General features: G+C 41.7%; 26 protein-coding genes and 1 pseudogene. 15 read left to right on the forward strand and 12 right to left on the reverse strand.

Translation table 11 applies throughout. The features are described 5' to 3' along the window. Window positions 1-3: 3 nt before the first annotated feature. From GCU39_RS06775 to GCU39_RS06795, 5 genes are all read left to right on the forward strand, one after another. Window positions 4-330 carry a hypothetical protein gene (locus GCU39_RS06775; RefSeq protein ID WP_152392815.1) on the forward strand — a complete coding sequence of 109 codons (327 nt, stop codon included), beginning with the start codon at window positions 4-6 and terminating at the stop codon, window positions 328-330. After that, on the forward strand, window positions 327-1,202 hold the full coding sequence (locus GCU39_RS06780; protein WP_152392816.1) for an alpha/beta fold hydrolase: 876 nt from the start codon (window positions 327-329) through the stop codon (window positions 1,200-1,202). Before GCU39_RS06775 ends, GCU39_RS06780 begins: the two co-directional genes overlap by 4 nt. Before the next feature lie 174 nt (window positions 1,203-1,376). Next, window positions 1,377-2,258: an aminoglycoside phosphotransferase family protein gene (locus tag GCU39_RS06785; protein WP_152392817.1), complete on the forward strand. Its 882-nt coding sequence runs from the start codon at window positions 1,377-1,379 to the stop codon at window positions 2,256-2,258. A 104-nt stretch (window positions 2,259-2,362) separates the two neighbouring features. Further along, window positions 2,363-3,982 carry a sigma factor-like helix-turn-helix DNA-binding protein gene (locus GCU39_RS06790; RefSeq protein WP_152392818.1) on the forward strand — a complete coding sequence of 540 codons (1,620 nt, stop codon included), beginning with the start codon at window positions 2,363-2,365 and terminating at the stop codon, window positions 3,980-3,982. A 281-nt stretch (window positions 3,983-4,263) separates the two neighbouring features. Next, the gene (locus tag GCU39_RS06795) at window positions 4,264-4,920 is read left to right on the forward strand and encodes a serine/threonine protein kinase (RefSeq protein ID WP_265333476.1); all 657 of its coding nucleotides are present in this window, start codon (window positions 4,264-4,266) and stop codon (window positions 4,918-4,920) included. Window positions 4,921-4,955: 35 nt separating this feature from the next. Here GCU39_RS06795 and GCU39_RS06800 read toward each other — a convergent pair whose 3' ends face one another. From GCU39_RS06800 to GCU39_RS06815, 4 genes are all read right to left on the reverse strand, one after another. Then, window positions 4,956-5,093: a hypothetical protein gene (locus tag GCU39_RS06800; RefSeq protein ID WP_193726797.1), complete on the reverse strand. Its 138-nt coding sequence runs from the start codon at window positions 5,091-5,093 to the stop codon at window positions 4,956-4,958. A gap of 133 nt (window positions 5,094-5,226) precedes the next feature. After that, window positions 5,227-5,550 (reverse strand): AzlD domain-containing protein, encoded by a 324-nt coding sequence (locus GCU39_RS06805; RefSeq protein WP_152392821.1) that lies wholly within the window; start codon window positions 5,548-5,550, stop codon window positions 5,227-5,229. Next, window positions 5,541-6,215 (reverse strand): AzlC family ABC transporter permease, encoded by a 675-nt coding sequence (locus GCU39_RS06810; protein ID WP_152397117.1) that lies wholly within the window; start codon window positions 6,213-6,215, stop codon window positions 5,541-5,543. Before GCU39_RS06810 ends, GCU39_RS06805 begins: the two co-directional genes overlap by 10 nt. 137 nt (window positions 6,216-6,352) lie before the next feature. Beyond that, window positions 6,353-7,162, reverse strand: a complete 810-nt coding sequence (locus GCU39_RS06815) for a TrmB family transcriptional regulator (protein WP_152392822.1) — start codon at window positions 7,160-7,162, stop codon at window positions 6,353-6,355. Between the two features lie 149 nt (window positions 7,163-7,311). Between GCU39_RS06815 and GCU39_RS06820 the strand changes: the two genes are divergently transcribed. The 6 genes from GCU39_RS06820 to yjcZ all read left to right on the forward strand — a co-directional run bounded on the left by GCU39_RS06820 (window position 7,312) and on the right by yjcZ (window position 10,739). Next, complete coding sequence (locus GCU39_RS06820) at window positions 7,312-7,635, forward strand: ArsR/SmtB family transcription factor (RefSeq protein WP_152392823.1); 324 nt, start codon at window positions 7,312-7,314, stop codon at window positions 7,633-7,635. Between the two features lie 96 nt (window positions 7,636-7,731). Beyond that, a complete protein-coding gene (locus GCU39_RS06825) occupies window positions 7,732-8,742 on the forward strand; it encodes an NADP-dependent oxidoreductase (RefSeq protein WP_152392824.1) in 1,011 nt (336 codons plus the stop codon). After that, a complete protein-coding gene (locus GCU39_RS06830; RefSeq protein WP_152392825.1) occupies window positions 8,739-9,425 on the forward strand; it encodes a YjjG family noncanonical pyrimidine nucleotidase in 687 nt (228 codons plus the stop codon). Before GCU39_RS06825 ends, GCU39_RS06830 begins: the two co-directional genes overlap by 4 nt. Before the next feature lie 104 nt (window positions 9,426-9,529). Further along, entirely contained in the window at window positions 9,530-9,832 is a 303-nt protein-coding gene (locus GCU39_RS06835; protein WP_152392826.1) for a hypothetical protein, read from the forward strand. Between the two features lie 76 nt (window positions 9,833-9,908). Further along, window positions 9,909-10,250: a phosphotransferase family protein gene (locus tag GCU39_RS06840; protein ID WP_152392827.1), complete on the forward strand. Its 342-nt coding sequence runs from the start codon at window positions 9,909-9,911 to the stop codon at window positions 10,248-10,250. Window positions 10,251-10,628: 378 nt separating this feature from the next. Beyond that, window positions 10,629-10,739: a sporulation protein YjcZ gene (yjcZ, locus tag GCU39_RS06850; protein ID WP_152392828.1), complete on the forward strand. Its 111-nt coding sequence runs from the start codon at window positions 10,629-10,631 to the stop codon at window positions 10,737-10,739. Between the two features lie 374 nt (window positions 10,740-11,113). Here the strand turns inward: yjcZ and GCU39_RS06855 are convergent, their stop codons facing one another. Further along, window positions 11,114-11,779, reverse strand: a complete 666-nt coding sequence (locus GCU39_RS06855; protein WP_152392829.1) for a DUF899 domain-containing protein — start codon at window positions 11,777-11,779, stop codon at window positions 11,114-11,116. Window positions 11,780-11,904: 125 nt separating this feature from the next. Here GCU39_RS06855 and GCU39_RS06860 point away from each other — a divergent pair, with 125 nt between their 5' ends. After that, window positions 11,905-12,366, forward strand: a complete 462-nt coding sequence (locus GCU39_RS06860) for a winged helix-turn-helix transcriptional regulator (protein ID WP_152392830.1) — start codon at window positions 11,905-11,907, stop codon at window positions 12,364-12,366. A 267-nt stretch (window positions 12,367-12,633) separates the two neighbouring features. Continuing rightward, a complete protein-coding gene (locus GCU39_RS06865; RefSeq protein ID WP_152397118.1) occupies window positions 12,634-13,122 on the forward strand; it encodes a DinB family protein in 489 nt (162 codons plus the stop codon). 72 nt (window positions 13,123-13,194) lie between these two features. Here GCU39_RS06865 and GCU39_RS06870 read toward each other — a convergent pair whose 3' ends face one another. The 6 genes and pseudogenes from GCU39_RS06870 to GCU39_RS06895 all read right to left on the reverse strand — a co-directional run bounded on the left by GCU39_RS06870 (window position 13,195) and on the right by GCU39_RS06895 (window position 17,604). Next, complete coding sequence (locus GCU39_RS06870) at window positions 13,195-13,992, reverse strand: SDR family NAD(P)-dependent oxidoreductase (RefSeq protein WP_152392831.1); 798 nt, start codon at window positions 13,990-13,992, stop codon at window positions 13,195-13,197. 43 nt (window positions 13,993-14,035) lie between these two features. Further along, window positions 14,036-14,511 (reverse strand): annotated as a pseudogene (locus GCU39_RS06875) (tautomerase family protein). 27 nt (window positions 14,512-14,538) lie between these two features. Continuing rightward, on the reverse strand, window positions 14,539-15,015 hold the full coding sequence (locus GCU39_RS06880; RefSeq protein ID WP_152392832.1) for a heme-degrading domain-containing protein: 477 nt from the start codon (window positions 15,013-15,015) through the stop codon (window positions 14,539-14,541). Between the two features lie 19 nt (window positions 15,016-15,034). After that, window positions 15,035-15,421, reverse strand: a complete 387-nt coding sequence (locus GCU39_RS06885; protein ID WP_152397119.1) for a winged helix-turn-helix transcriptional regulator — start codon at window positions 15,419-15,421, stop codon at window positions 15,035-15,037. A gap of 16 nt (window positions 15,422-15,437) precedes the next feature. Further along, window positions 15,438-16,397 (reverse strand): TIGR03571 family LLM class oxidoreductase, encoded by a 960-nt coding sequence (locus GCU39_RS06890; protein ID WP_152392833.1) that lies wholly within the window; start codon window positions 16,395-16,397, stop codon window positions 15,438-15,440. Between the two features lie 16 nt (window positions 16,398-16,413). Next, complete coding sequence (locus tag GCU39_RS06895) at window positions 16,414-17,604, reverse strand: MFS transporter (protein ID WP_152392834.1); 1,191 nt, start codon at window positions 17,602-17,604, stop codon at window positions 16,414-16,416. Between the two features lie 304 nt (window positions 17,605-17,908). Here GCU39_RS06895 and GCU39_RS06900 point away from each other — a divergent pair, with 304 nt between their 5' ends. Next, window positions 17,909-18,751, forward strand: coding sequence for an aldo/keto reductase (locus tag GCU39_RS06900; protein ID WP_152392835.1), 843 nt, complete (start codon window positions 17,909-17,911; stop codon window positions 18,749-18,751). Window positions 18,752-18,810: 59 nt separating this feature from the next. On the opposite strand, the gene GCU39_RS06905 is transcribed toward GCU39_RS06900, so the two are convergent. After that, window positions 18,811-19,569, reverse strand: a complete 759-nt coding sequence (locus tag GCU39_RS06905) for a DeoR/GlpR family DNA-binding transcription regulator (RefSeq protein WP_152392836.1) — start codon at window positions 19,567-19,569, stop codon at window positions 18,811-18,813. Window positions 19,570-19,811: 242 nt separating this feature from the next. Between GCU39_RS06905 and GCU39_RS06910 the strand changes: the two genes are divergently transcribed. Further along, window positions 19,812-20,855: an oxidoreductase gene (locus tag GCU39_RS06910; RefSeq protein WP_152392837.1), complete on the forward strand. Its 1,044-nt coding sequence runs from the start codon at window positions 19,812-19,814 to the stop codon at window positions 20,853-20,855. The last annotated feature ends 246 nt before the right edge of the window (window positions 20,856-21,101 follow it).

Below are 21,101 nucleotides of genomic sequence, written 5' to 3' on the forward strand. Positions count from 1 at the left end.
GGCATGCTACGGAATCAAAAATACCATCTCTGCCGACGATTCGGTAAAGATGGTATTTTTGTATTCGAACGCGATTCACGTCAAGATTTTATCTGTTTTGGGATCAATTCTAATGAACGTACGATACAACAAGTGAAACTGAATGAAATGAAAAAAGCGAAATCGTCCTCCATACGTTTTACTTCTGTTATTTGTAACATATGTTATTATATACATATTCCGAAGATGCGCAAAACTTTTATGATGCAGCTTGTATTTGGTGGAATATGGTTTTATGCCATTGAGGATATGGACCAGGCAGAAATTTGGCTTATTGAGGAGGAAAAATGATGGCTTCGATCTTTAGGAGCAAAGTAGGCAAACAGAAAATTATGAATGCATATAGCAAAATTATTGCCGAGTGGCCTGTCGAAAATAAACAGCATCGAATTTCGACTTCACATGGCGAAACGTTCGTCATTGAATCCGGAAGTCCGGAATATCCCGCGTTAGTGTTGCTTCACGAGAGTTTGTCGAATTCTTTTAGTTGGATTGGCGATGTTGCGCTGCTTAGCGAACGATTTCATGTGTTCTCTATCGACCTGATCGGTGAAGCTGGCTTTTCTGATGAAAGTCGGCCGCCCTATAAAAGCGGTGCATATGAGCAGTGGTTGGGGGAAGTATTAACTCGGCTTGGCGTTGAGCAATGCTCTATTGCAGGTGTATCTCTTGGCGGTTGGATAGCGTTACGGTACGCGACACTTCATCCTGACAAGGTTAACAAACTCATTGTTCTATGTCCCGGTGGACTTGCTATGCAACGGCGTGACTTTTTAATCCGTGCGCTGCTCCATAAAATTTCTGCTCGTGGAAACAAGTCGAAGGAAATCGGAGGCGTGCTGGGCATGGACACTAGAAATCCGGAAGAAGCTGACAACATGCGCAAAGCGCTTGAATTTGTTCTACTGATTACGAAATATGAGAAACCGCGTTTTGCGACGTTTCCAGTGTTCAGTGGTGCTGAGCTCACCCGGCTTACGATGCCGATACTCGTAATATTCGGCGACAGAGATTTTCTCTTCAACGCTGAAAAAAGCATCGACCGAATACGGCAATTCGCTTCGAACGTCACTTCTGTTCTTCTACCCGGAGTGGGCCATGCAATACTGGGGCAAACAGCGAGAATAAATGATTTTTTAATCCGCAATGACTCGAAAATATGATAGTTGTTGAAACTTATTTTGAGCCGCATGAAAGGCTCTTTTTTTTGATTATGTCCATTTCCCAACGATTCGGGACTTAACTAGTAAAGGATATTGAACTAACGGAACACAATAGCTAGAATACCAATAGGAATCTAATAAGGTATCATTCATTCTAAACACCGGGGGTGCGATTTGAACTTAATACAAACGATCATAAGTAGGTTTAACCTTCAAGTTAAAAGTATAGATCATGTTCCTGAGTCCTTTAGTTCTCAAGTATACCAACTGAATCTTACAAATGGGGAAACTGTATTTGCGAAGATCCCTTATAACAGGGATAAACTGTATCGTGAATATCGTATGCTTGAAATGTTGAGCGAGGTAGTACCGGTTCCAAGAGTATTAGATCTCTGGAGCGGGGATGACTTCATTTCGGGCGCCTTACTTTTATCGCAAATCCAAGGAATGCCGTGCACTGGTAAAATCGACGACGAGCTGGCATTTCAAATTGGACGATATCATGCCAAGCTGCATGAAGTGGAAATGCCGGGGTATGGTGTTGAAGGTATAGACGGTTATCAATTTCTTAATCAGAACAATTGGAGGCTATACATAAAAAATAACTTTGAAAAGTTCATAGAACCTTGTAAGGATGTCCTTGAGAGAGGACTTTTCGAAAAGTGTATTGATCATTTTGAGCGCGTCTTCTCACGATTACCTCATCCTGATGGACCTTGTGTTGTTCATATGGACTTCCGACCTGGTAATATCCTTATAAATAATAATGAGGTCGTTGGCATTATTGACTTTGAAAGTGCTCGTGGTGGATCCTCTGAAATAGATTTCACAAAAATGAATCGATATGTCTGGGAAGTAAATCCTCGAAGTAGAAGCGCATATCAAGAGGGGTATTCAACAATTCGCCCCTTAATAGAATTGGAGACAATACTTCCTTTTTATGATTTTTATGATGCTTTTAGTGCTGTTGTCTGGTGTAAAAATAGGGGGATTGAAAAAAATAAAGCGTTCCTGCAAGAAAGTATTGCTACATTGCAGAAATGCGTTGATTGTTGAACTCATGGGACAATTTAAAAAGTTTTTCTAAACCACCCAACCTTTTTCGTTTTCGCTGCAGTATATATTTGAGTGCCACCCGAACTGAAGGAGCTTTTTAGAACATGGATAAACAACAAGCTGACCTTGTCATCAAGAATTACATAAAGCCGTTATATGGATTCGCCTTGAACAAAACGGGAAAGATCGACGAAGCCGAGGAACTGGCAGGAAGAATTACGCTGGAAGTATACCAAGCGATTCTCAAAAAGACAGAGTTACTGGATATGAACAGCTATGTCTTTAAGATTGCGCATTATGTGTGGGCGAAATTCGTAGGGGAGAAAGTGAAATCGTCCAACCAATTGCGTATTGATGACAATGAGGTAATGTCCAGAGACGAGGGCTTCGACGAGGTCATCCGTCAAGAAACGGCTGGCGCATTGCGGCGCGAAATCGCTTTTTTATCTCACCAACAACGGGAAATCGTTGTCAGGTACTATTACGGCGGAATGAAAATTAGCGAAATCGCGGCTGAGATGAGTCTTTCTAGCGGTACGGTCAAATGGCACTTATTCGAAGCGAAAAAGGAGCTGAAACACAAAATGAACACAATTCGATCGATGGGTAATCTCGGCATCAACCCGATTCGCATGACAGGTTTAGGGCATAGCGGATCCCCAGGCAACAAAGGCGATACCGCCGACTTTTTAGCGACGACGATCAGACAAAACATCGCATTCTCAGCTTATCATAAGCCGCTCACGGTAAATGAAATCGCTGAAGAACTGGGCATTTCACCTGTATTTATCGAGGATGAAATCGAATCACTGGAAGATTACGGCTTCATGGATAGACTTCCGGGTGGAAAGTATCGTACCAATATGTATATTGAAGATCCGTCCTCAACGAAAAGCGAGGCGCTATACCATTTGTACAAAGAATATGCGGAGATTGCCGTCGAACATTATTTCAAGCAGTTTTTCTCGATGGGTGAAGTGTTCCGAGGGACTGGTGTCTACATTCCAGGAGGAGATGTCAATCTACTGTTGTGGAGCCTCATTCCGTATGCTGGTAAGCAGTTGAACTTCAAAGAACTTAATAGGGTAAGTGATGAAGAGGTTTCCGTCAGCCGCAAAGATGGTGGCCATTACGTCGCTTATGCTACGATCCACAGAGATTTTGACGTCAGTTTTGACCCCAAACAATATTATTATTGTGGCGATATGAATCGAGATTCCGATGAGCATGCACTAAAGGCATGGCAGGTCGATACGTGGTGGTGCGGCAGACAGGGCAGTTGGCGAGACAATCTGAGTTCGGATTACATCAGTCTGATGCATGTGATCAAAGGAGATTTACCGCAAAACGATGTGAACATTGACGCCTATCGCCGTCTTTTCGACAAACAATATTTGCTGCGAGCGGAATCTGGCCTTGAAGTTAATATTGTGTATTGCAAAGATAAGCCAACAGGAGAACGTCTGCATGCGGCGATTCCGCAACCGTCCGAACGAATTAAAGAAGCTGCTAAGAAACTGGATCAAGCTGTTTATCAAGTGAACCTCGATGGCCAACCAGAACATGCGCATAAATATGTGCGCTACTGGTCACAGAACAGTATGGCGTCGGGAATATTACGTGCATTCGTACTTAAACATTTAGTCGACATCGGCATGTTAAAAGTGCCTGATCCGCACCGGCAAAAAGGCATTTCAACAATCATGCTCATGAATCAAAGCTAGCTAGGAAACGATAGCATAATAAATAAGGCACGGCTGCCGATATGTATCGGCAGCCGTGTTGCGCTAACAGGCAAGGGAAGTACTATTCAAAGAAACTGCGCAAAACAAAAAAATGATATAATTACAAAGGTTATAACTCTAATTGGTTCAACACAATTTAAGAATTATACGAAGCTTGGATCGACTATCCCAAAAGAGAGGGCACTGTCATCACGAACAAATACCGAATACAACGCTTCCTTGGCAATGGCAGCTACGGGTTGACCTATGTATGCCTTGATGTGGATTCCGGCCAAGAGGTCGTTCTGAAGCAATCCAAGCCAAGCAAAGGGACGTTAGGTCGAGATTTGTTGTACCGGGAGATTGATGTTCTGGGGCGGCTAAGACATCCTTCGATTCAGAGATGTTTAGCATCGTTCGAATATAAAGACCAGTTGTATATGGTAACCGAGTACTTGCAAGGAAAGACGGTGGAAGATTTAATTTTCGAGCGAGGGGAAGTGTATTCTGAAAAAGAGGCGCTTTGTTTCGCTCGCAGGTTGATGGAGATTTTGAGTTATGTCCATGAACAAGGATTCGTTCATCTTGATATCAGGATACCGAACGTCATATTGGATGGAGATCAGATCCACCTCATTGATTTTGGATTAGCATGTCGTCTGGGGGAGCCGATTCGTACGGAACTCAAACCGCATGATGAGACAATGCGAAATAGAACCGTGGAAGCTACAGAAGATCTATCTGCTATTGGCCATTTTATTCTTTTTATGCTGTATACCGGTTATGATCCGTGCACTTCTGAAGTTGAATTAAATTTAGGGTGGGAGGACGAGCTGACTGTATCACCGATGACCAAGCATATGCTTCGCAAGCTTCTTCAAATCGATCCTCCTTATAGGATACACAACAATTTGTGCGTGATTTGGACCATTGGTTGAAACGATGATGATATAAAAAACCGCTATACGCGGCTTTATTGATTAGCTAGAGCTTTTATATTTATTTTTGTAGTAGGTGTGGCCTTGGTTTTTGTGTCTGTAACCTTGGTCGGACGAATGCCGGCGACCGAAATGCTGCTTTCGACCACTGGAGCTGTAGCGATGTCGTCCATGCTTGGAATGTTGAACAGAATCTAATATTTTTCCTAGAAAACGCTTGAGCATTTTTTCATTCCTCCTTTGGCATTAGTTTCAACTACGGATAACAGGTTGCGAAGTTTCTAATTTTCACTTCTTCCAATCCCGCTAAAAGAAGAAACGTAAAGCCATGATCGACACCATTCCTGCAACTACCGTTCCGAGCAAACTTTTCGTTTTCATAGCGACAAGAATAGTAGGGATCGCTGCCAGCAGCTCGACATTGTCTAACAGAGAGAAGTGTCCATCCTGTACGAATAGTTCCTGTCCGACCAATGCCGCCATCACAGATATGGGAACATAGTTCAACCAGCGAATTCCCCATTCCGGGAGCTCCATCCGGCTCAGAACCATAAGAGGCAATACCCGGGGCAAGAATGTCACCAGGGCAGACCCGATAATAATCAAGAAGACGTCCCATCTTACTTCCATTTCTCTATCACCATCCCAATCGTAGAAGCGACTATCGTAGCTACAATAACCCCTACATTTCCAGGGTAAACAACAGCTATACTTACCGCAATAACCACCGCACAAATAGCCACAATGACATCGAGCTTCACTTTCTTACGGCTGATAATCGCCAGGATCAACAAACCGATGAACATGGCAGGCAGAGCAAAATCCAGTCCGAACTTTGCCGGGTCTGAAATCCACTGTCCGAAATATGCACCTGCAATATTCGCGAATATCCAGTTGAGATACGCTGTCAGATTTAAGCCGTGCATCCATTTTTCGTGAATCCGGTTTCTTTGCGCTGCTTCATTAATGGCAACACCAAAGGTTTCATCTGTTAAAAGAGATCCTATCAACATATTTTTAAGTGGGGTAAGATGCCGAAAATAGGGTGACAATGCCGCACTGAGCAGAATATGCCGTAAATTTACAAAGAATATCGTAATTATAATCGCTGTTGCTGATGTCCCCACGGCAATCATTCCGGCTGCAATAAACTGTGCAGATCCTGCATATACCAATACACTCAGAAGTATGATTTCCAAATTGCTCAGACCCGCTGTCTTTTCCAGCACACCCGCTGCAAATCCAATACTCAAATACCCCAGCAAGGTTGGAATACAATCCTTCACTCCTTGCATGAAGCTGCCTTCATCTCTTGAAGTCGCAATTGATTCTACTCGAAGTTCTTCTTGACTCACGATTCTGCCTCATCTCTTATTTTCTAGGTGTTAGATTGATAACGACTATATGAAAAGGAAGAATAAACGGTTCACATCTACATGAACCGTTTTCCTGTTACCACATGATAGAGATCCGGTTTGTTTCTCCAAAGCGCTTCTACTTTTTCTGGGCCAACCAACTTGGTTACCTCAGCAAACATGATATCATGGCGAATGTATTCAATGGCTACGAGGACGAGTGCCGGGTCTTGGGTCTTGATGGCCCATGCTTCTCGATTCGGTCCAAAGTTTGAGATCAAGACTTCTTCTTTGTCCCTTGCCACGATCGTCAGATGACCGCCCATTCGTTCTTCTGCCACTTCTGGAGACATATAATCGTGATGGTAGGTGATCCCCAACTGCGTTTCTGATTTTCCGAACAGTACGGAAAAGACAGAGATTCCCTCGTCTACGCGTCGATCAATCCGTTCCTGGATAAACCCGACCTGCGGCTCCCATACGGATAGCCAAAGTTCATCCTTGGCTGCTTCGATCATCTCGTTGATTTCCATGAGGACGTGCTCGTCGCTGCTGATTCGCCTGATGACGTCTAATTCTTGTTCGCTTTCCAGTGCATTGAGTTTTTTCTCTAAGAAATCAAAGGATTGTTCAAAGTTGTTGCGAAGTCTCCCAATCAAGTCCTTGGCCGGCAACGGTGCGTATGTGATCGGCTCTGAAGGTACAGTATAAATCGCCCCTTTGTCAAGCAGCTTACCGATCACTTCGTAAATCATGGAACGTGGTACGCCTGAGCGTTTGCTGATTTCATAGCCTGTGATTGGAGAGATCTTCAATAAGCTGGTGTAGGCTTTGCATTCGTATTGGGAAAAGCCGAGCTTTTGTAACTCTTTATAAATATCTTCCATATGAATTCCACCTAGTAGTTATTGTTATACTCACTAAATAACTATAGCTTGAAATTGTGAAAACCTCAACTATGCGCTTGATTTTATGAAATAAATGATTATAATTACGTTTAAATGATTAAACAAATGAACGGAAAAGTGGGGATTCTATGAGCCAGAGAACCGAGCATGTCATGCAACAATTTAAAGCGTGCATCCCTTTGTTGGAAGTGCTGACTGATGAAAACCGTCAAGCTATTATTATGCTGCTGGCGCAGAACAAGTCGGGACTTCATGTGAATGCGATATCAGGCCATATAAGTTTATCTAGACCGGCTGTCTCGCATCATTTGAAGGTGTTGAAACAGTCTGGATTTGTTAAATCCGACAAAAAAGGCGTAGAAAATTATTATGTATTGACTGTCCGTAAACCGCTTGAACAACTCAAAGCATTAATTACTTCCGTTGAAGCTGAGTGTGATGGGTCTCAGTGACTACCACAAGACGATAGGGAAGTATTGTGGTTAAGTTTTATTTTGGACAATTGGTTCATTTGTTTAAACGAATAATCAAAGTTGAGGTGATTTTAAATGAAGGCCATAGTCATTGAGAAATACGGAAAAAATGTTCCATTCGTTATGACAGAACAACCAATACCTACGATCGGAGAACACGATGTGCTGGTGGAAATTCATGCTGCAAGCTTAAATCCGATTGACTATAAAATTAAGGAAGGTAAAATGAAGTTTCTGTTGAATTACAGGTTTCCTCTCATCTTAGGAAATGATTTCTCCGGCGTTGTCGTCAAGGTTGGCGCTCGGGTGAATACATTTAAACCCGGAGATGAAGTTTATGGGAGACCCCGTAAAAACCGGATCGGCACATTAGCCGAATTTATTGCTGTTCATGAGGAAGATATTTGGCTGAAACCGCAGAATCTAACCTTTGAAGAAGCGGCATCGATACCGCTTGTTGGACTTACGACTTACCAAGCTTTTGTTGATATTATCAATCTTCAACAAGGCCAAAAAATTCTGATTCACGCAGGTTCGGGAGGCGTAGGCACCTTCGCCATCCAACTGGCCAAGCTGATGGGCGCTTTTGTCGCTACAACAGCAAGCGATAAAGGCTATGAATTAGTCAAATCCATGGGGGCCGACCTGATTATTAATTATAAAACAGAGAATTTTGAAGAAATGCTTACCGGATATGACGCTGTTTTTGATACCTTAGGAGGAGAAGTGTTGGAAAAATCATTCCGCATACTGAAGCCAGGCGGACAAATTGTATCCATCTCCGGCATGCCAAACGCCAAATTTGGAAAAGAAGCAAAGTTAGGTTGGATGAAAACAGCAATTTTGTCCATCGTTAGCCGTAAGATGAAAGCTCTAGAAAAGAAGAGCCAAGCGGGATATCACTTCCTTTTTATGAAACCGAGCGGAGCGCAATTGAAGGTTTTAAAGGAATTTATTGAAGAAGGTCGTATTAAGCCTGTCATTGATAAGGTGTATCAATTGAAAGATACTGAGCAAGCATTTCATTACCTGGAAAGCGGAAGTGCCAAAGGAAAGGTTATCATTAGAATGGAGAGATCATTTTGAAAAAATACAGAACCTTATTATTTGATGTAGATGATACACTATTGGATTTTAGCGCAGCAGAAAGGGAAGCTTTGCGTTTGCTTTTTGAAGAACAAAACATTCCCTTTAACAATGAAATCGAAGCAAATTATAGAAAAATAAATCAAGGTCTATGGAAGGATTTTGAAGAAGGAAAGGTAAATCGTGATGAGGTTGTGAATACTCGATTTACGATTTTATTCAAGTCATATGATCAAGAAGTTGATGGAATTTTACTAGAAAAGAGCTATCGTACCTATTTAGAACAAGGAAATCAGCTTGTCAATGGGGCATTTCAACTGATAACAGACCTACAAAATCGTTATGACATTTATATAGTTACGAATGGTGTTTCCAAGACACAGGATACACGCTTACGTGCTTCAGGATTACATCCATTATTTAAAGATATTTTTGTGTCAGAGGACACAGGCTTTCATAAGCCCATGAAGGAATTTTTTGATTATGTATTCGCGAGAATTCCTAATTTTGATGTGAATCAAGCATTAATTATAGGAAATTCCTTGAGTTCAGATATTAAAGGTGGACAGATTGCCGGAATATACACATGTTGGTATAACCCTGAAAGGAAGCCAAATAACACAGATATTGTTCCAACCTATGAGATTCAAAAACTTAATGAGCTTTATCGGCTTTTGACATAAAAGGAACATTTTAAATCTACAATCACGAATGGCTAGTTCGAAAAGTGCTTGAGAGCTACTTTTTCACAGATCCAATTCTTGAGTTCATGAGGCACAACGAGAATTTGACATACAAAATAACAGACTGTGGCAATAACTGCTCCTTCTTGCTGCGGATCCATAAGCCAGTTACAGAAGGGTTGTTGGGCATACAGCATACGCTGGAGGGGCTGGAATCCGAGAAGGCACTTTTGCAGGAGTTGGGTCGAAATCGTATGTTAGGGGTACAAATGCCCGTTGCGAATAGATTCGTTGAATATGTATTGGGATGTTACTTGGAGGACAAGAATGCAACGATTTATGCAACGCTATTGGAGTGGATTGATGGGTATCACTCGAGCGAGCGCAATCTAAAAGGATTTGCATAGATCCGTATATGGCTCGGAAAAAATCGATAATACGCTTGAGAAGCTGAGGCATGGCGTAGAAGTAGGCATATATACCATGGAACATCACGGGATCATGTCCGAAGTGCTGGCTCAGGTGAAGAAATTCATGCGAGAACTGGACTCGCAGGAAGGAGCTTGGGGGTTAATTCATGCAGATATTCAACGGGGGAATATCGTTATCACTGAAAGTGGTGAGCCTTGTTTTATTGATTTTTGCCTATCCGGATTCGGTTATTACTTATTCGATATCGGGAGCGCATCTACGAAATTTGAGGGCAAAAAGCGAGACATTTTTCTGAAAGGCTACACGTCAAAAGCTCCAGTTTCCAAGGATCACTTAAGATACGATAGGCGAAGAAGAATTAAGCTAACAGGACACAATAGCTTAAAAAACTAAAACGCGGCTGCCTGCATGGATCGGCAGCCGCGTTGTGCTATCTGGCAAGATAGCACAACGCGGCGAACGTGGCGCATCGAATGCCAGGCACGCCTTGAATATGGTTGGGAGCCGATATTTCCAACATGGCGTTCCGGGTTCTCACGAAGCCTTACTTCCCAATAATCATTTGCCGTTTAGGAGAAAAACATATATTGTTTTACGTAAATGAGGACAGAGTGAGGGATTAAATTAATTCTAGCTGTCAGTTTCACCGAGGATCAGACGATGTTCGTTTTGATTCCAATATAGTGAAATGATTACCAGTACAACCATCCAATCAAAGTGAGATCAGCCTTCATAACATATCGGGTACTCATTGATAGGGAGGTGTCAAAAATGTCCGAGTTACGTGGTGGTTTGTTTACAAATACAGCTACGATCCTTGTATTGTTCATCTTGTTAGTTATAGTCACGTGTGCATGTACTGGTTTCGGTTTTGGTATCTAATAATGCCATTAGTTCAGTGAATAAATACTTGGACTAATTCAGGACACATTTAACACGCTCTTCATATAACTTTAGATCATACAGTCATCTCTTTAAAGCATGGTTGCCAACTTGTATGGCACTGTGCTTTTTTAGTGCTTAAAAAGCCAACGAAGGGATTAGTGGTTATGTGCATTATGCTAACGGGACACTAAGGTTGAATGATATAGCGGCAGCTGGTGAAACGATCAGCTGCCGTTTTTATGTAACGGGTAATATACCCGCCGAGCTGAGTGGAAAAACTTAGGGATACGGATCGTTGTGCCGACCGCTTAAAGCAGCTTCATTTTCTCTGAATCGAAACGGGTTACCGGTCGTACGGCTTCCATCCTGGGTCATACTTCGTACTCGTCGTGTAATCGCCACCACGTGTATGGAGGTGTTTGCGGCCACCCTTCAGGTGAATCCTCCCAATCCTCCTGCCGGCCGTAGGGCGTCAGATCGAGGAAATTGAAGTCGGCTCTGATCCTGTCTACACCGCGTGCTGTCGTATAATAGGTTCGAAACACGCTATGGTCATTATGGAGGAAGATACTCAGACCAAATCCTTTGCCTGCACCGCAGTCGATATTGAAATTATCGCCGTTTGAAGAAAACCAAGGGATTGTCCAACCCATGCGCTTTCGAAAAAGTTCGATCTGTGTATAGGGTGCTGGCGAAACGAGAATGAAGGAAGTATCACGGGCGTGCAGATGGGATAGGTGGCCAATGTTGTCAATAAAGGATGAGCAGCCGCGGCAGTAATGATCGGATCCTGGGGCCATCATGAAATGATAGACGATGAGCTGCCGACGTCCGTCGAAAAGGTCAAGCAGGCACGCTGTGCCGTTCGGTCCCTCGAACACGTAATCTTTTTCAATTCGCACCATCGGCAGCCTTCTGCGCTCCGCGGCAAGTGCGTCCAACGCGCGGGTGAGTTCCTTTTCTTTGACGAGCAGTTTTTGACGAGCAATCTGCCACTCTTCTTCAGAAACGATCTGAGGCATTGAAAATATGCTCATGTAATCCATTCCTCCTTGTATGAATTGGAAATTTTAAACAGTCTATAATGATCTCAGTATACGATTATTACTTTTATAATGCAAGTGAAATTGCTTTTGTTATGCAAGTATGATAAATTGCACTTATGAAACGTTCAGATCCTAAATCACACTGCCCAATTAATTTTTCTCTAGAGGCTTTTGGCGATAACTGGTCATTGCTGATTCTCCGAGACATCGTATATTTTGGAAAGAACACCTACGGGGAGTTCATAGAGTCTGAAGAGAGAATTTCATCAAATATACTGGCCAGCCGACTTGCTCATTTAGAGTTGAAAGGCATTCTCGTTAAAAAAACCCACGCTACAGATAAGCGCAAAGAGGTTTATTTTCTTACAAACAAAGGACTGGATTTAATACCAATATTGCTTGAGTTAGCCGGTTGGGGCGCCCAGTACGACCCCGAGACCGATGCGCCACAGAATTGGATTTCCGCGGTGAAAGCCGATCGAGAATCGATGATAAAACTTATTCGCGATACTGTTCGCAACGGCGGGTCCATTTTTTCTGGTCCCGATAGTGTTGTCAGTAAATTAGCTATCACTTAAAGGAAACGATTGTGAAGTGAACAAGAGCAGGTGCTGTGGCGGCATACAGATTGATAGAATATTTCAAAAGGACCATTCTTTGGTCCTTTCTGATTGTTCTAACGGGACACGATAGCTTAATAAATAACTAAAACACGGCTGCTGGCATCGATCGGCAGCCGTGTTGCGCTAGCGGGCAGATTTATATAGCTATGTATTAAAAGGAATTCATTTATTTACATCGAACAAACAATGATAATGAAAGAGCTAATAAAAAGGGGTGAACAAATGAATAAAGAAATTATTATTAATGAGAAATTAAGTATAATCGAATGGTCAAATTCTTTGAAAAACATATCAAATGAACTGTGGTTCAAGGCATTTCATGATGGATCATGGGGCACTGCTGACGTCATATCCCATTTTATATCCTGGGACCAATTTATAATTGATAATCGGATACCATACATACTGAAAGGTGAGAGTCCTCCTAATATAAGTGTAAATGTTGAGATGATTAACAAAGGAGCAATTAACTATGCAAGATCAGGTATAATGAAAGAAGAGCTAATCAATAAGTTTATCTCTGTCCGCAAAGAGTTAGTGTCCATTATAGCTGCTATTCCAGCTGAGAAATTCAACCTGCCGTTTCCAGGAAAAGAGCATATGACTCTAAATGAATATTTTGTTGGTATGGTAAACCATGATTTAAAACACAAAGAGCAGATACTCTCTTTTTTAAAGAACGAAGAGATGAAATTCATCCTTATTCAATAATTGGGGGTATATGGTACAACCTACGCTAAAATGGATTGAGGAATTTCCTCAATCCATTTTTAAAAGTGAATCTTAAAACACGCTGCGTACTAGTCCTCCATCAATCCGGTAGGCGGAACCGTTAATGGCTGAGGAAAGAGGGCTGCTTAAGAAGGTAACAAGGTTAGCTATTTCTTCTGGCCGAATAAGCCTTTGAATGATGGATGTTGGCCGATTCTCTCTCATAAATCGTTTCTCAGTTTCTTCTACAGTCATTTTTTCATTAGGATAGAGCGTTTTTAACCAGGCCTCCACGCCTTCAGTTAATGTGGAACCAGGCATAACGGTATTGACCGTTACATTCGTTCCTTTGGCCAGCTCGGCTAGGCTCCGGGAAATCGAGAGCTGCATCGTCTTGGTTGCACTATAATGAGCCATTTCTTGCGAAGGCATGATGGCTGCCTCGCTGGCAATAAAGATGACTCGACCTTCATTATTTTTTTGAATCATTCGGTTCAGGTAGTGGCGGGAGAGCCTAACACCACTCATAATGTTGACCTCGAAGAACCTAAACCAATCTTCATCCGGAATATTGAAATATTCAGCTGCCTCGAATATGCCGAGGTTGTTAATTAAAATGTCAACGTCAGCATATTTCTCAATCACCTGTTGACATCCTTGATCTGTACCTAGATCCGCTACGACGGATTCAAGTCGAGCGCCGGCATACTGGCCTTGGATATCTTGGATCGTATTCATTACTTTTTCTTCACTGCGCCCATTAATAAGTACGTTGGCGCCTTCCGCCGCTAATGATGCGGCGATCGCTTTTCCGATTCCTGCCGTAGACCCCGTAACTAGTGCTGTTTTTCCTTGTAAATGAAGTTGCACGCTTATTCCTCCAAGTATTTTAATATGGATTTTAACCGTAATGTTATGAGTAGGTTCGACTTTTTGAAAGGAAGTCTGTATCCGCTCCCGTCACACCGCTTTGTCCCCAGTTGCCAGGGATCATTTCTCGGATGACAATAAGAACTTTATCGAGAGGCGCACGGGTGAAATTAGCGATAAGCAGAGTTAGACCATGAACCCATCTATCTTTCGTAGCTTGGTCGAATGGTTCCATATATCAATGGTGACGACAGCCATCCCATTGATATCGTCAGCATGGTTATGATAGGACTCTCTAGTTGCCCAATCGGTAACTCGGCTATCTCGGGCAAAATTGGGGTCAGATGCAGCAGATCCTGCTTTTCCCCAGTTCTCTTTTTTAAGTTCTTGTATCAACACTTGTATTTTGTCAGGGACAATTTGTAATTCTTGAGTCGTTAATTCTGTTATCTTATAGATGAGTTCTTTTTTCTGCACTTTGGTCATGGTTGGCCATGTATTCAGTGTAATTAATGGCATGTTGATTACCTCCTCTTTGATTCGTAATTACTTGTTTAATATAGAGCGCAAAGCTTTAACGATTAATTCGTGATCTTCTTCGGATGTTAAACCGGATACCGTGATGATCCCAATAATCCCGCTTCCTTGCACTACGATGGGAAAACCGCCACCATACGGTCCGTAAATCGAGGCATCCAAAAGATTTCTATCATTATAAGTGATGCCGGTTTTTGCTCCTTCGAGTTCAAGATAATAGGAGCTATGATTACTTAGCGACACGACCCGACGTTTGCGTTCAAGCCATTCGTTATTTACCTGAGTTGTTCCTGTCATCATATAGTGGAATACTTGTACACCATGATTCGTGATATCTATAGCAATCGATTGTCCTGCTTTCTTCGCCAAATCGATTATTTTTAACCCTAATTCAAGTGCATCTTCATTCGTAAAGGAGGCGTATTGCAACGTTTCCTCTTCCTGTATTACCATTTCCAATTTTTGATCAAAAGATTCGATACTCATATCAATCACCTCAGGTGTATTAGGATGTAATTTTCTCTTCAGAGAATCTTCTTTCTAGTTCTTCTGTATTTAGTAATACATCTTCTCGATGGGGATATTTATTATCAATATGTCTTTCTCCCCATGTGCACAATGAGTCTAAAATGTCTGAAAGGCTCAATCCATACTCTGTTAGTGAATATTCAACTCTAGGTGGAACTTGATTATAAATTTCTCTACGAATGATCCCATCGTTCTCAAGTTCCCGTAATTGTTGTGTGAGCATTTTTTGTGTAATCCCAGGCATCAAGCGCTTGAGTTGCCCCGTTCGTCTTGTCCCTTTCGTTAAATAACATAAAATAACGACCTTCCATTTTCCCCCAATGACCTCTAAAGCAGCTTCTACAGGAATATTATATTTCATTATATTGACTTCCTCCTTTTCAGACACTGATTTTATGTGGTGGGAAATGCTGCAATACGTATTCTCCTAGTTCATGAATGACCTCATCAGCTGGTCGAGGACTGTCAAATAAAGCAAAAAAGAGATGATTAACGCCAATCTTTCTGTATAAATGAAGAAGCTCAATCAATTTATTGCGTCCGACCCGAAAACCTAGCCGAATGGGGGTTGCGTATTCATCAGGGTCTTCCGCCAAATCAAGATGCATGGGCATGCTGAAAGGTCGAAATACGGATTGATTTTGGCGAGAAGCTGATTCTCGCCATGCATGGATAGCATCTATCTGTCTTCCGGGTGCCTGTGGGTAATACATCCATCCGTCACCGTTCAATCCAATCCAATCCAAATCTTGCTGGGCAAATCCGGTTATCAATGTGGGGATTTTCTGTTTTAGTTTCGGTACGAGTGTCGCTTGTTCGATAACCCCATAACGTGAGTCGATTGATGGAAAAGACTCATAAAGTGCCTTTTCGAGATAGGATAATGCTTCTCGGAACTGAGCGCCTCGACTCGGATGGTCGACTCCAAGCCCTTTGAAATCAGCCCGCCGATCTCCTGAAGAAACACCCATGATCAGTCTTTCGGGAAATAGTGCTTCGATCGTGGCAACTTCTTTAGCCAGCCTTAGTGGATGACGCAAAGGGAGTACCAACGCAGATGTTCCAAGAGCGATTTGTTTCGTCTGGCTGAGCAAATGTGTCCCGTAAATCAAAATATCATAAATTTGACCGACTGCAGGATCTCCGAAATTCGGATCGTCTAGTATCACATCTCTGAGCCACAGCGTTGTAAATCCGTATGTCTCAGCAGCTTGTGCTAACTCTATTTGGCGAGCCATCGTCGGCGTTTCCATATTATAGTTTTCTAATGGAATATGGAGTCCAAGTGTTAATTCGCCTTCTCTGAATGTTCTTTGGTAAGTTTGATGATACTCAAACATGTGAACGATCCCTCCATTATTTTTTTTCTAGTTTGGCAGAAATACCTGTGAGTATGATTGCTAGGATAACCATTAGCGCACCGATCCAAGGCGTATGCACCAGCCCCATCGATCCTATGACAACCCCGCCGATGACCGAACCCACTGCAATACCGATGTTGAATGCTGCAATATTAATCGCTGAAGCAACGTCTACAGCTGAAGGTACGTATTTTTCGGCAAGTTGAACAATATATAATTGCAGACCTGGTACGTTCATGAAAGCAAGCAGTCCCATTAAGATAACGCCAATGATACCTGCCACTTTATATGGTGCAAGGAATGTCAAAAGGATTAGAACTGCCGCTTGAACAATAAACATCCAGAATAAAGCACGAATCGGATTCTTGTTAGCAAATTTCCCTCCAATGGAGTTACCTAATGCGACAGCAGCACCATAAGCGATTAAGATGATATTAATCATCCCTTGGCTTACTCCGGTCACATCGTGAAGGAGTGGCGTTAAATACGTAAAAGCGACAAATGTGCCTCCGTAACCGAGTGCCGTAATCAAAAAGCCCAAAATCAATCTTCCATTTGTGAGCAATCGGAACATATCAGAGAACTTGGCAGGAGGAGATTGTTTCAGATTTTTAGGGATCAATATGGCGCTAGAAATGATTGCAATAACACCGAACAGTGCAACACACCAAAATGTCGCTCTCCAGCTAAAGGCTTGTCCGATATATGTTCCCAAAGGAACACCCGTAACAATAGCGATCGTCAGACCAGTGAACATGAGTGCAATTGCACTACCTTTTTTTCCTGGAGGGACTAACTGAACAGCGATTGTCGATCCGATGGAGAAAAAGACACCATGAGAAAATGCTGTGACAAAACGTGCAATGAGAAGTACTTCAAATGACTGTGAAAGTGCAGCGACAGCATTACCGATAATAAAGACGACCATCAAAGACATGAGCAGTGACTTGCGACTCATTCGGTTGGTTAGTGCTGTGAGTATAGGAGCTCCTACAGCAACTCCAAGCGCATAACCTGAGATAAGAAGGCCAGCTAAAGTGATACTGATATTTAAATCATTCGAGATGGATGAAAGTAGACCCACAGGAACAAACTCCGTTGTTCCAATGCCGAATGCACTTATAGCGAGGGCAAGCAGCCCGTAGGTACCTGACTTTGGCGCTGATTTTGAAATCGTATGATTCATAATTCCTCCTGAAGTTAATTTATTATGAATTGAAGTAAGCTTAAGTGTCCTTCACTTCATGAATGCTAGTATAAGACTGTTAAATCAATCTGATAAGTACGTACTTTTTAGGTATATAGGTACTTAAAAGTGCCTATAGAGGGGGGAGGGGTGTTGAAAAAAAAGTTCCAGATTGAAAAGGCATAAGGCACTTTTTAGTACCTATAGCACAAAAAAGTACGTACTTTTATTCTGTATTGTCCTGTAACATAATATATTTTGCCGGCGAGGTTAAGGCAGACTTTTAGTTTAGGAGGAATTAACAATGATAAAGAATTTGCAGGATACAGTGACGCTACACAACGGTGTAAAAATGCCGGGATTTGGTCTTGGAGTATTTAAAGTAGAAGAGGGTCCGGAGCTCGTAAATGCCGTTAAAGTAGCCATCAAGCATGGTTACCGTAGTATCGATACAGCAGCGATTTATGGAAATGAAGAAGGAGTAGGTCAAGGCATCCGAGAAGGTCTACAAGAAGCAGGGATCTCAAGAGAAGAGGTATTTGTCACTTCAAAAGTATGGAATGCTGATTTAGGCTATGAATCGACAATCGCAGCTTATGAGACAAGCCTAAAAAAACTTGGGTTAGAGTATCTAGACCTTTATCTTATTCATTGGCCTGTTGAAGGAAAATACAAAGAAGCATGGCGTGCATTAGAAACCCTTTATAAAGAAGGACGGGTCAAAGCAATTGGTGTAAGTAATTTCCAAATTCACCATCTTGAAAACATAATGAAAGATGCAGAGATTAAACCGGTAATCAATCAGGTGGAATGTCATCCACGTCTTACACAAAAAGAGCTTCAAGCATTTTGTGAACAACATGGCATCCAACTGGAAGCCTGGTCTCCATTGATGCAAGGCGAACTATTAGATAATGAAGTTTTGACCACCATTGCCGCTAAATATAATAAATCTGTAGCCCAAGTGATTTTACGTTGGGATATTCAGAATGGCATTATTACGATTCCAAAATCAACGAAAGAGCATCGTATTGTAGAAAATGCTGCTATTTTTGACTTTGAACTAACAAAAGAAGATATGAAACGCATTGATGAATTGAATCAAAATCACCGTGTAGGTCCAGATCCTGACAATTTTGATTTTTAATTAACTATCTGATAACACAAAAAGCCGCATAATTGCGGCTTTTTGTGTTATGTAGCAGTCTAGACGGAAGCAATCATAACCTTAACTTCACAATCCTTGAAAATTTTTTCAAATGGTTGTTCTGGCTCGGTATCTGTAACTAGAATATCGATTTGATCGAATTGACAAACACGGTGAAACAAACTTTTTTCAAATTTGCTTGAATCTGCAAGCAAAATAACCTGGTTTGCTCTTTTTATCATCTCTCTTTTCATATAAGCTTCTTCTACGGTAGGAGCGAACACGCCTTCGAGTGAAACCCCGCATGCACCTAAGAACAATTTATCTACTTTGATATCGGAGAGCATTTCGATTGCACGAGGGCCGAATGCGTATCGATGCCACGTATTTAGTTCTCCACCCAACAAATGGGTGGTGGTTTCAGGTTTGTCGCACAGGATAGCAGCAATGTCGATGGAATTGGTCACAATAACGTTATTTTGGGTTGTTATAAATTCGGAGGTAAATTGTGTAGTTGTTCCTGCATCCATTAGGAGATAGTCCCCGTCCTGTATAGTGGAAGCAGCCACATGAGCAATTCGGCGTTTATTCTCCGCGTTTTGTAATCGATTTTTATAGCTGTTTATATGCTTGGTAAGAGAAGGCAACATGGCTCCGCCTCGAATTCGAACGATTACGCCATCCTGCTCCATTTTCACCATATCGCGTCTGGCTGTATCGTATGAAACCTCGTACAGTGAGCAAATTTCCTCCATACTAATCTTCATATGCGATTTTAAATAGTCCAGAATGGACTTTATTCTTTCTTCTTGATTCATATTTGTCCACCTTAGCTGATTAGTCTCCCTTTATTTTAGTATTTGTTGCTTTCGAATACAATGCAAACTCAATTTATTATCATTATTTCCTGCATGAAAATTGCAATAAACACGAAATTTTTAAGTTTAATAATTGAATATATAATTATTTCAACTATATTCTGTTGTGGATTTGAGGTAAAATAAAATATAATGGAATAAATTCGATACTTAACAATCTCCTGAGAAGGCGAGGAAACCAAATGAAAACGATTAATGTCGGTATTGTAGGGTATGGATTATCGGGCGAGGTTTTTCATGCTCCACTTATTCAATCGATTGAAGGAATGGAGGTTCTTAAGATTGTCTCCAGTGATCCTCATAAAGTGAGAAGGAAGTTTCCAGATATGGAGGTCGTATCATCGATAGAAGATCTGTTATCGGATGAAAGAATTGATCTAGTCGTTATCACTTCACCTAATTCAACGCATTATTCTTTTGCCAAACAGTCGTTGCTTGCTGGGAAACACGTTATCGTAGAGAAACCATTCGTGATCCATACGGAGGAAGCAAAAGATCTGATCGAAACAGCTAACGGACAGAACAAATTGCTGAGCGTTTTTCACAATAGGAGATGGGATAATGATTTCCAGACCGTGAAGCATTGTATCGAATCCGACGCTATGGGGGAAGTTTATCTGTATGAAGCGCACTTTGATCGGTATCGACCAGAAGTAAGAGAAAGATGGAGAGAACAAATTGGACCAGGGTCCGGAATGCTTTATGATTTAGGATCGCACCTAATCGATCAGGCTTTGTATCTATTTGGCAACCCAATAAGTGTGTACGGTGATGTATTCGCACAACGAGTGGGTTCATCGGTGGATGATTATTTTCATATCATCTTAAATTATGGGAAAATGCGAGTCATTCTGCACAGTGGTTCAATTGTTAGCAACCCCGGGCCGAAATTTCAAGTTCACGGCAGCAAAGGGAGTTTTATTAAATATGGTCTGGACTCACAAGAAGATTCTCTTCGTCAAGGCAAAGTGCCGGGAAGCCCGGGTTGGGGTAGAGACCATGAGAAGTGGTATGGTGAGTTGACAAAGGAAATTGGAGACCAATGGACAACAAATAAAATAGAAACGATACCGGGTTCTTATGAAAATTTCTATCAAGGCATTTATCAATCGATAATCAATAATGCTCCGTTACCAGTGAGTGCAAACGAAGCGATGAATACAATTAAGGTGATTGAATTGGCCAAGAAAAGTAGTTCGGAGCAAAAAACAGTCTCCTTTGAATAAATGAGAAGGAGATTCACACTATCCGTTAAAAAGTGCACCCCATTGAATTCATCGGATTAACCAGGAGTTATTCCAATGTCTATTCTAAGGGGTGCACTTTTTATTTTAGTAGGTACTTTTTAGTTCCCATATTACTTTAAAGTGCGTACTTCTTTTTTCTGTTTAGATGCTTCATAATCAGTGTTGTCAGGCGATAGAATGACATTTGTTGATTGGATCAGTTATTGATTTCTATATCAATATGAA

This window comes from Paenibacillus guangzhouensis, assembly GCF_009363075.1.
Lineage (GTDB): Bacteria > Bacillota > Bacilli > Paenibacillales > Paenibacillaceae > Paenibacillus_K > Paenibacillus_K guangzhouensis.

Excerpts from the sequence above, each read along its gene's own strand:
- GCU39_RS06805 (WP_152392821.1), bottom strand. The coding sequence starts at position 5,550 with ATGGAAGTAAGATGGGACGTCTTCTTGATTATTATCGGGTCTGCCCTG.
- GCU39_RS06810 (WP_152397117.1), bottom strand. The coding sequence starts at position 6,215 with ATGCAAGGAGTGAAGGATTGTATTCCAACCTTGCTGGGGTATTTGAGT.
- GCU39_RS06790 (WP_152392818.1), top strand. The coding sequence starts at position 2,363 with ATGGATAAACAACAAGCTGACCTTGTCATCAAGAATTACATAAAGCCG.
- GCU39_RS06865 (WP_152397118.1), top strand. The coding sequence starts at position 12,634 with ATGAATAAAGAAATTATTATTAATGAGAAATTAAGTATAATCGAATGG.
- GCU39_RS06825 (WP_152392824.1), top strand. The coding sequence starts at position 7,732 with ATGAAGGCCATAGTCATTGAGAAATACGGAAAAAATGTTCCATTCGTT.
- GCU39_RS06860 (WP_152392830.1), top strand. The coding sequence starts at position 11,905 with ATGAAACGTTCAGATCCTAAATCACACTGCCCAATTAATTTTTCTCTA.
- GCU39_RS06815 (WP_152392822.1), bottom strand. The coding sequence starts at position 7,162 with ATGGAAGATATTTATAAAGAGTTACAAAAGCTCGGCTTTTCCCAATAC.
- GCU39_RS06910 (WP_152392837.1), top strand. The coding sequence starts at position 19,812 with ATGAAAACGATTAATGTCGGTATTGTAGGGTATGGATTATCGGGCGAG.
- GCU39_RS06780 (WP_152392816.1), top strand. The coding sequence starts at position 327 with ATGATGGCTTCGATCTTTAGGAGCAAAGTAGGCAAACAGAAAATTATG.
- yjcZ (WP_152392828.1), top strand. The coding sequence starts at position 10,629 with ATGTCCGAGTTACGTGGTGGTTTGTTTACAAATACAGCTACGATCCTT.
- GCU39_RS06800 (WP_193726797.1), bottom strand. The coding sequence starts at position 5,093 with ATGGACGACATCGCTACAGCTCCAGTGGTCGAAAGCAGCATTTCGGTC.
- GCU39_RS06855 (WP_152392829.1), bottom strand. The coding sequence starts at position 11,779 with ATGAGCATATTTTCAATGCCTCAGATCGTTTCTGAAGAAGAGTGGCAG.
- GCU39_RS06775 (WP_152392815.1), top strand. The coding sequence starts at position 4 with ATGCTACGGAATCAAAAATACCATCTCTGCCGACGATTCGGTAAAGAT.
- GCU39_RS06895 (WP_152392834.1), bottom strand. The coding sequence starts at position 17,604 with ATGAATCATACGATTTCAAAATCAGCGCCAAAGTCAGGTACCTACGGG.
- GCU39_RS06890 (WP_152392833.1), bottom strand. The coding sequence starts at position 16,397 with ATGTTTGAGTATCATCAAACTTACCAAAGAACATTCAGAGAAGGCGAA.
- GCU39_RS06820 (WP_152392823.1), top strand. The coding sequence starts at position 7,312 with ATGAGCCAGAGAACCGAGCATGTCATGCAACAATTTAAAGCGTGCATC.
- GCU39_RS06905 (WP_152392836.1), bottom strand. The coding sequence starts at position 19,569 with ATGAATCAAGAAGAAAGAATAAAGTCCATTCTGGACTATTTAAAATCG.
- GCU39_RS06900 (WP_152392835.1), top strand. The coding sequence starts at position 17,909 with ATGATAAAGAATTTGCAGGATACAGTGACGCTACACAACGGTGTAAAA.
- GCU39_RS06880 (WP_152392832.1), bottom strand. The coding sequence starts at position 15,015 with ATGAGTATCGAATCTTTTGATCAAAAATTGGAAATGGTAATACAGGAA.
- GCU39_RS06840 (WP_152392827.1), top strand. The coding sequence starts at position 9,909 with ATGGAACATCACGGGATCATGTCCGAAGTGCTGGCTCAGGTGAAGAAA.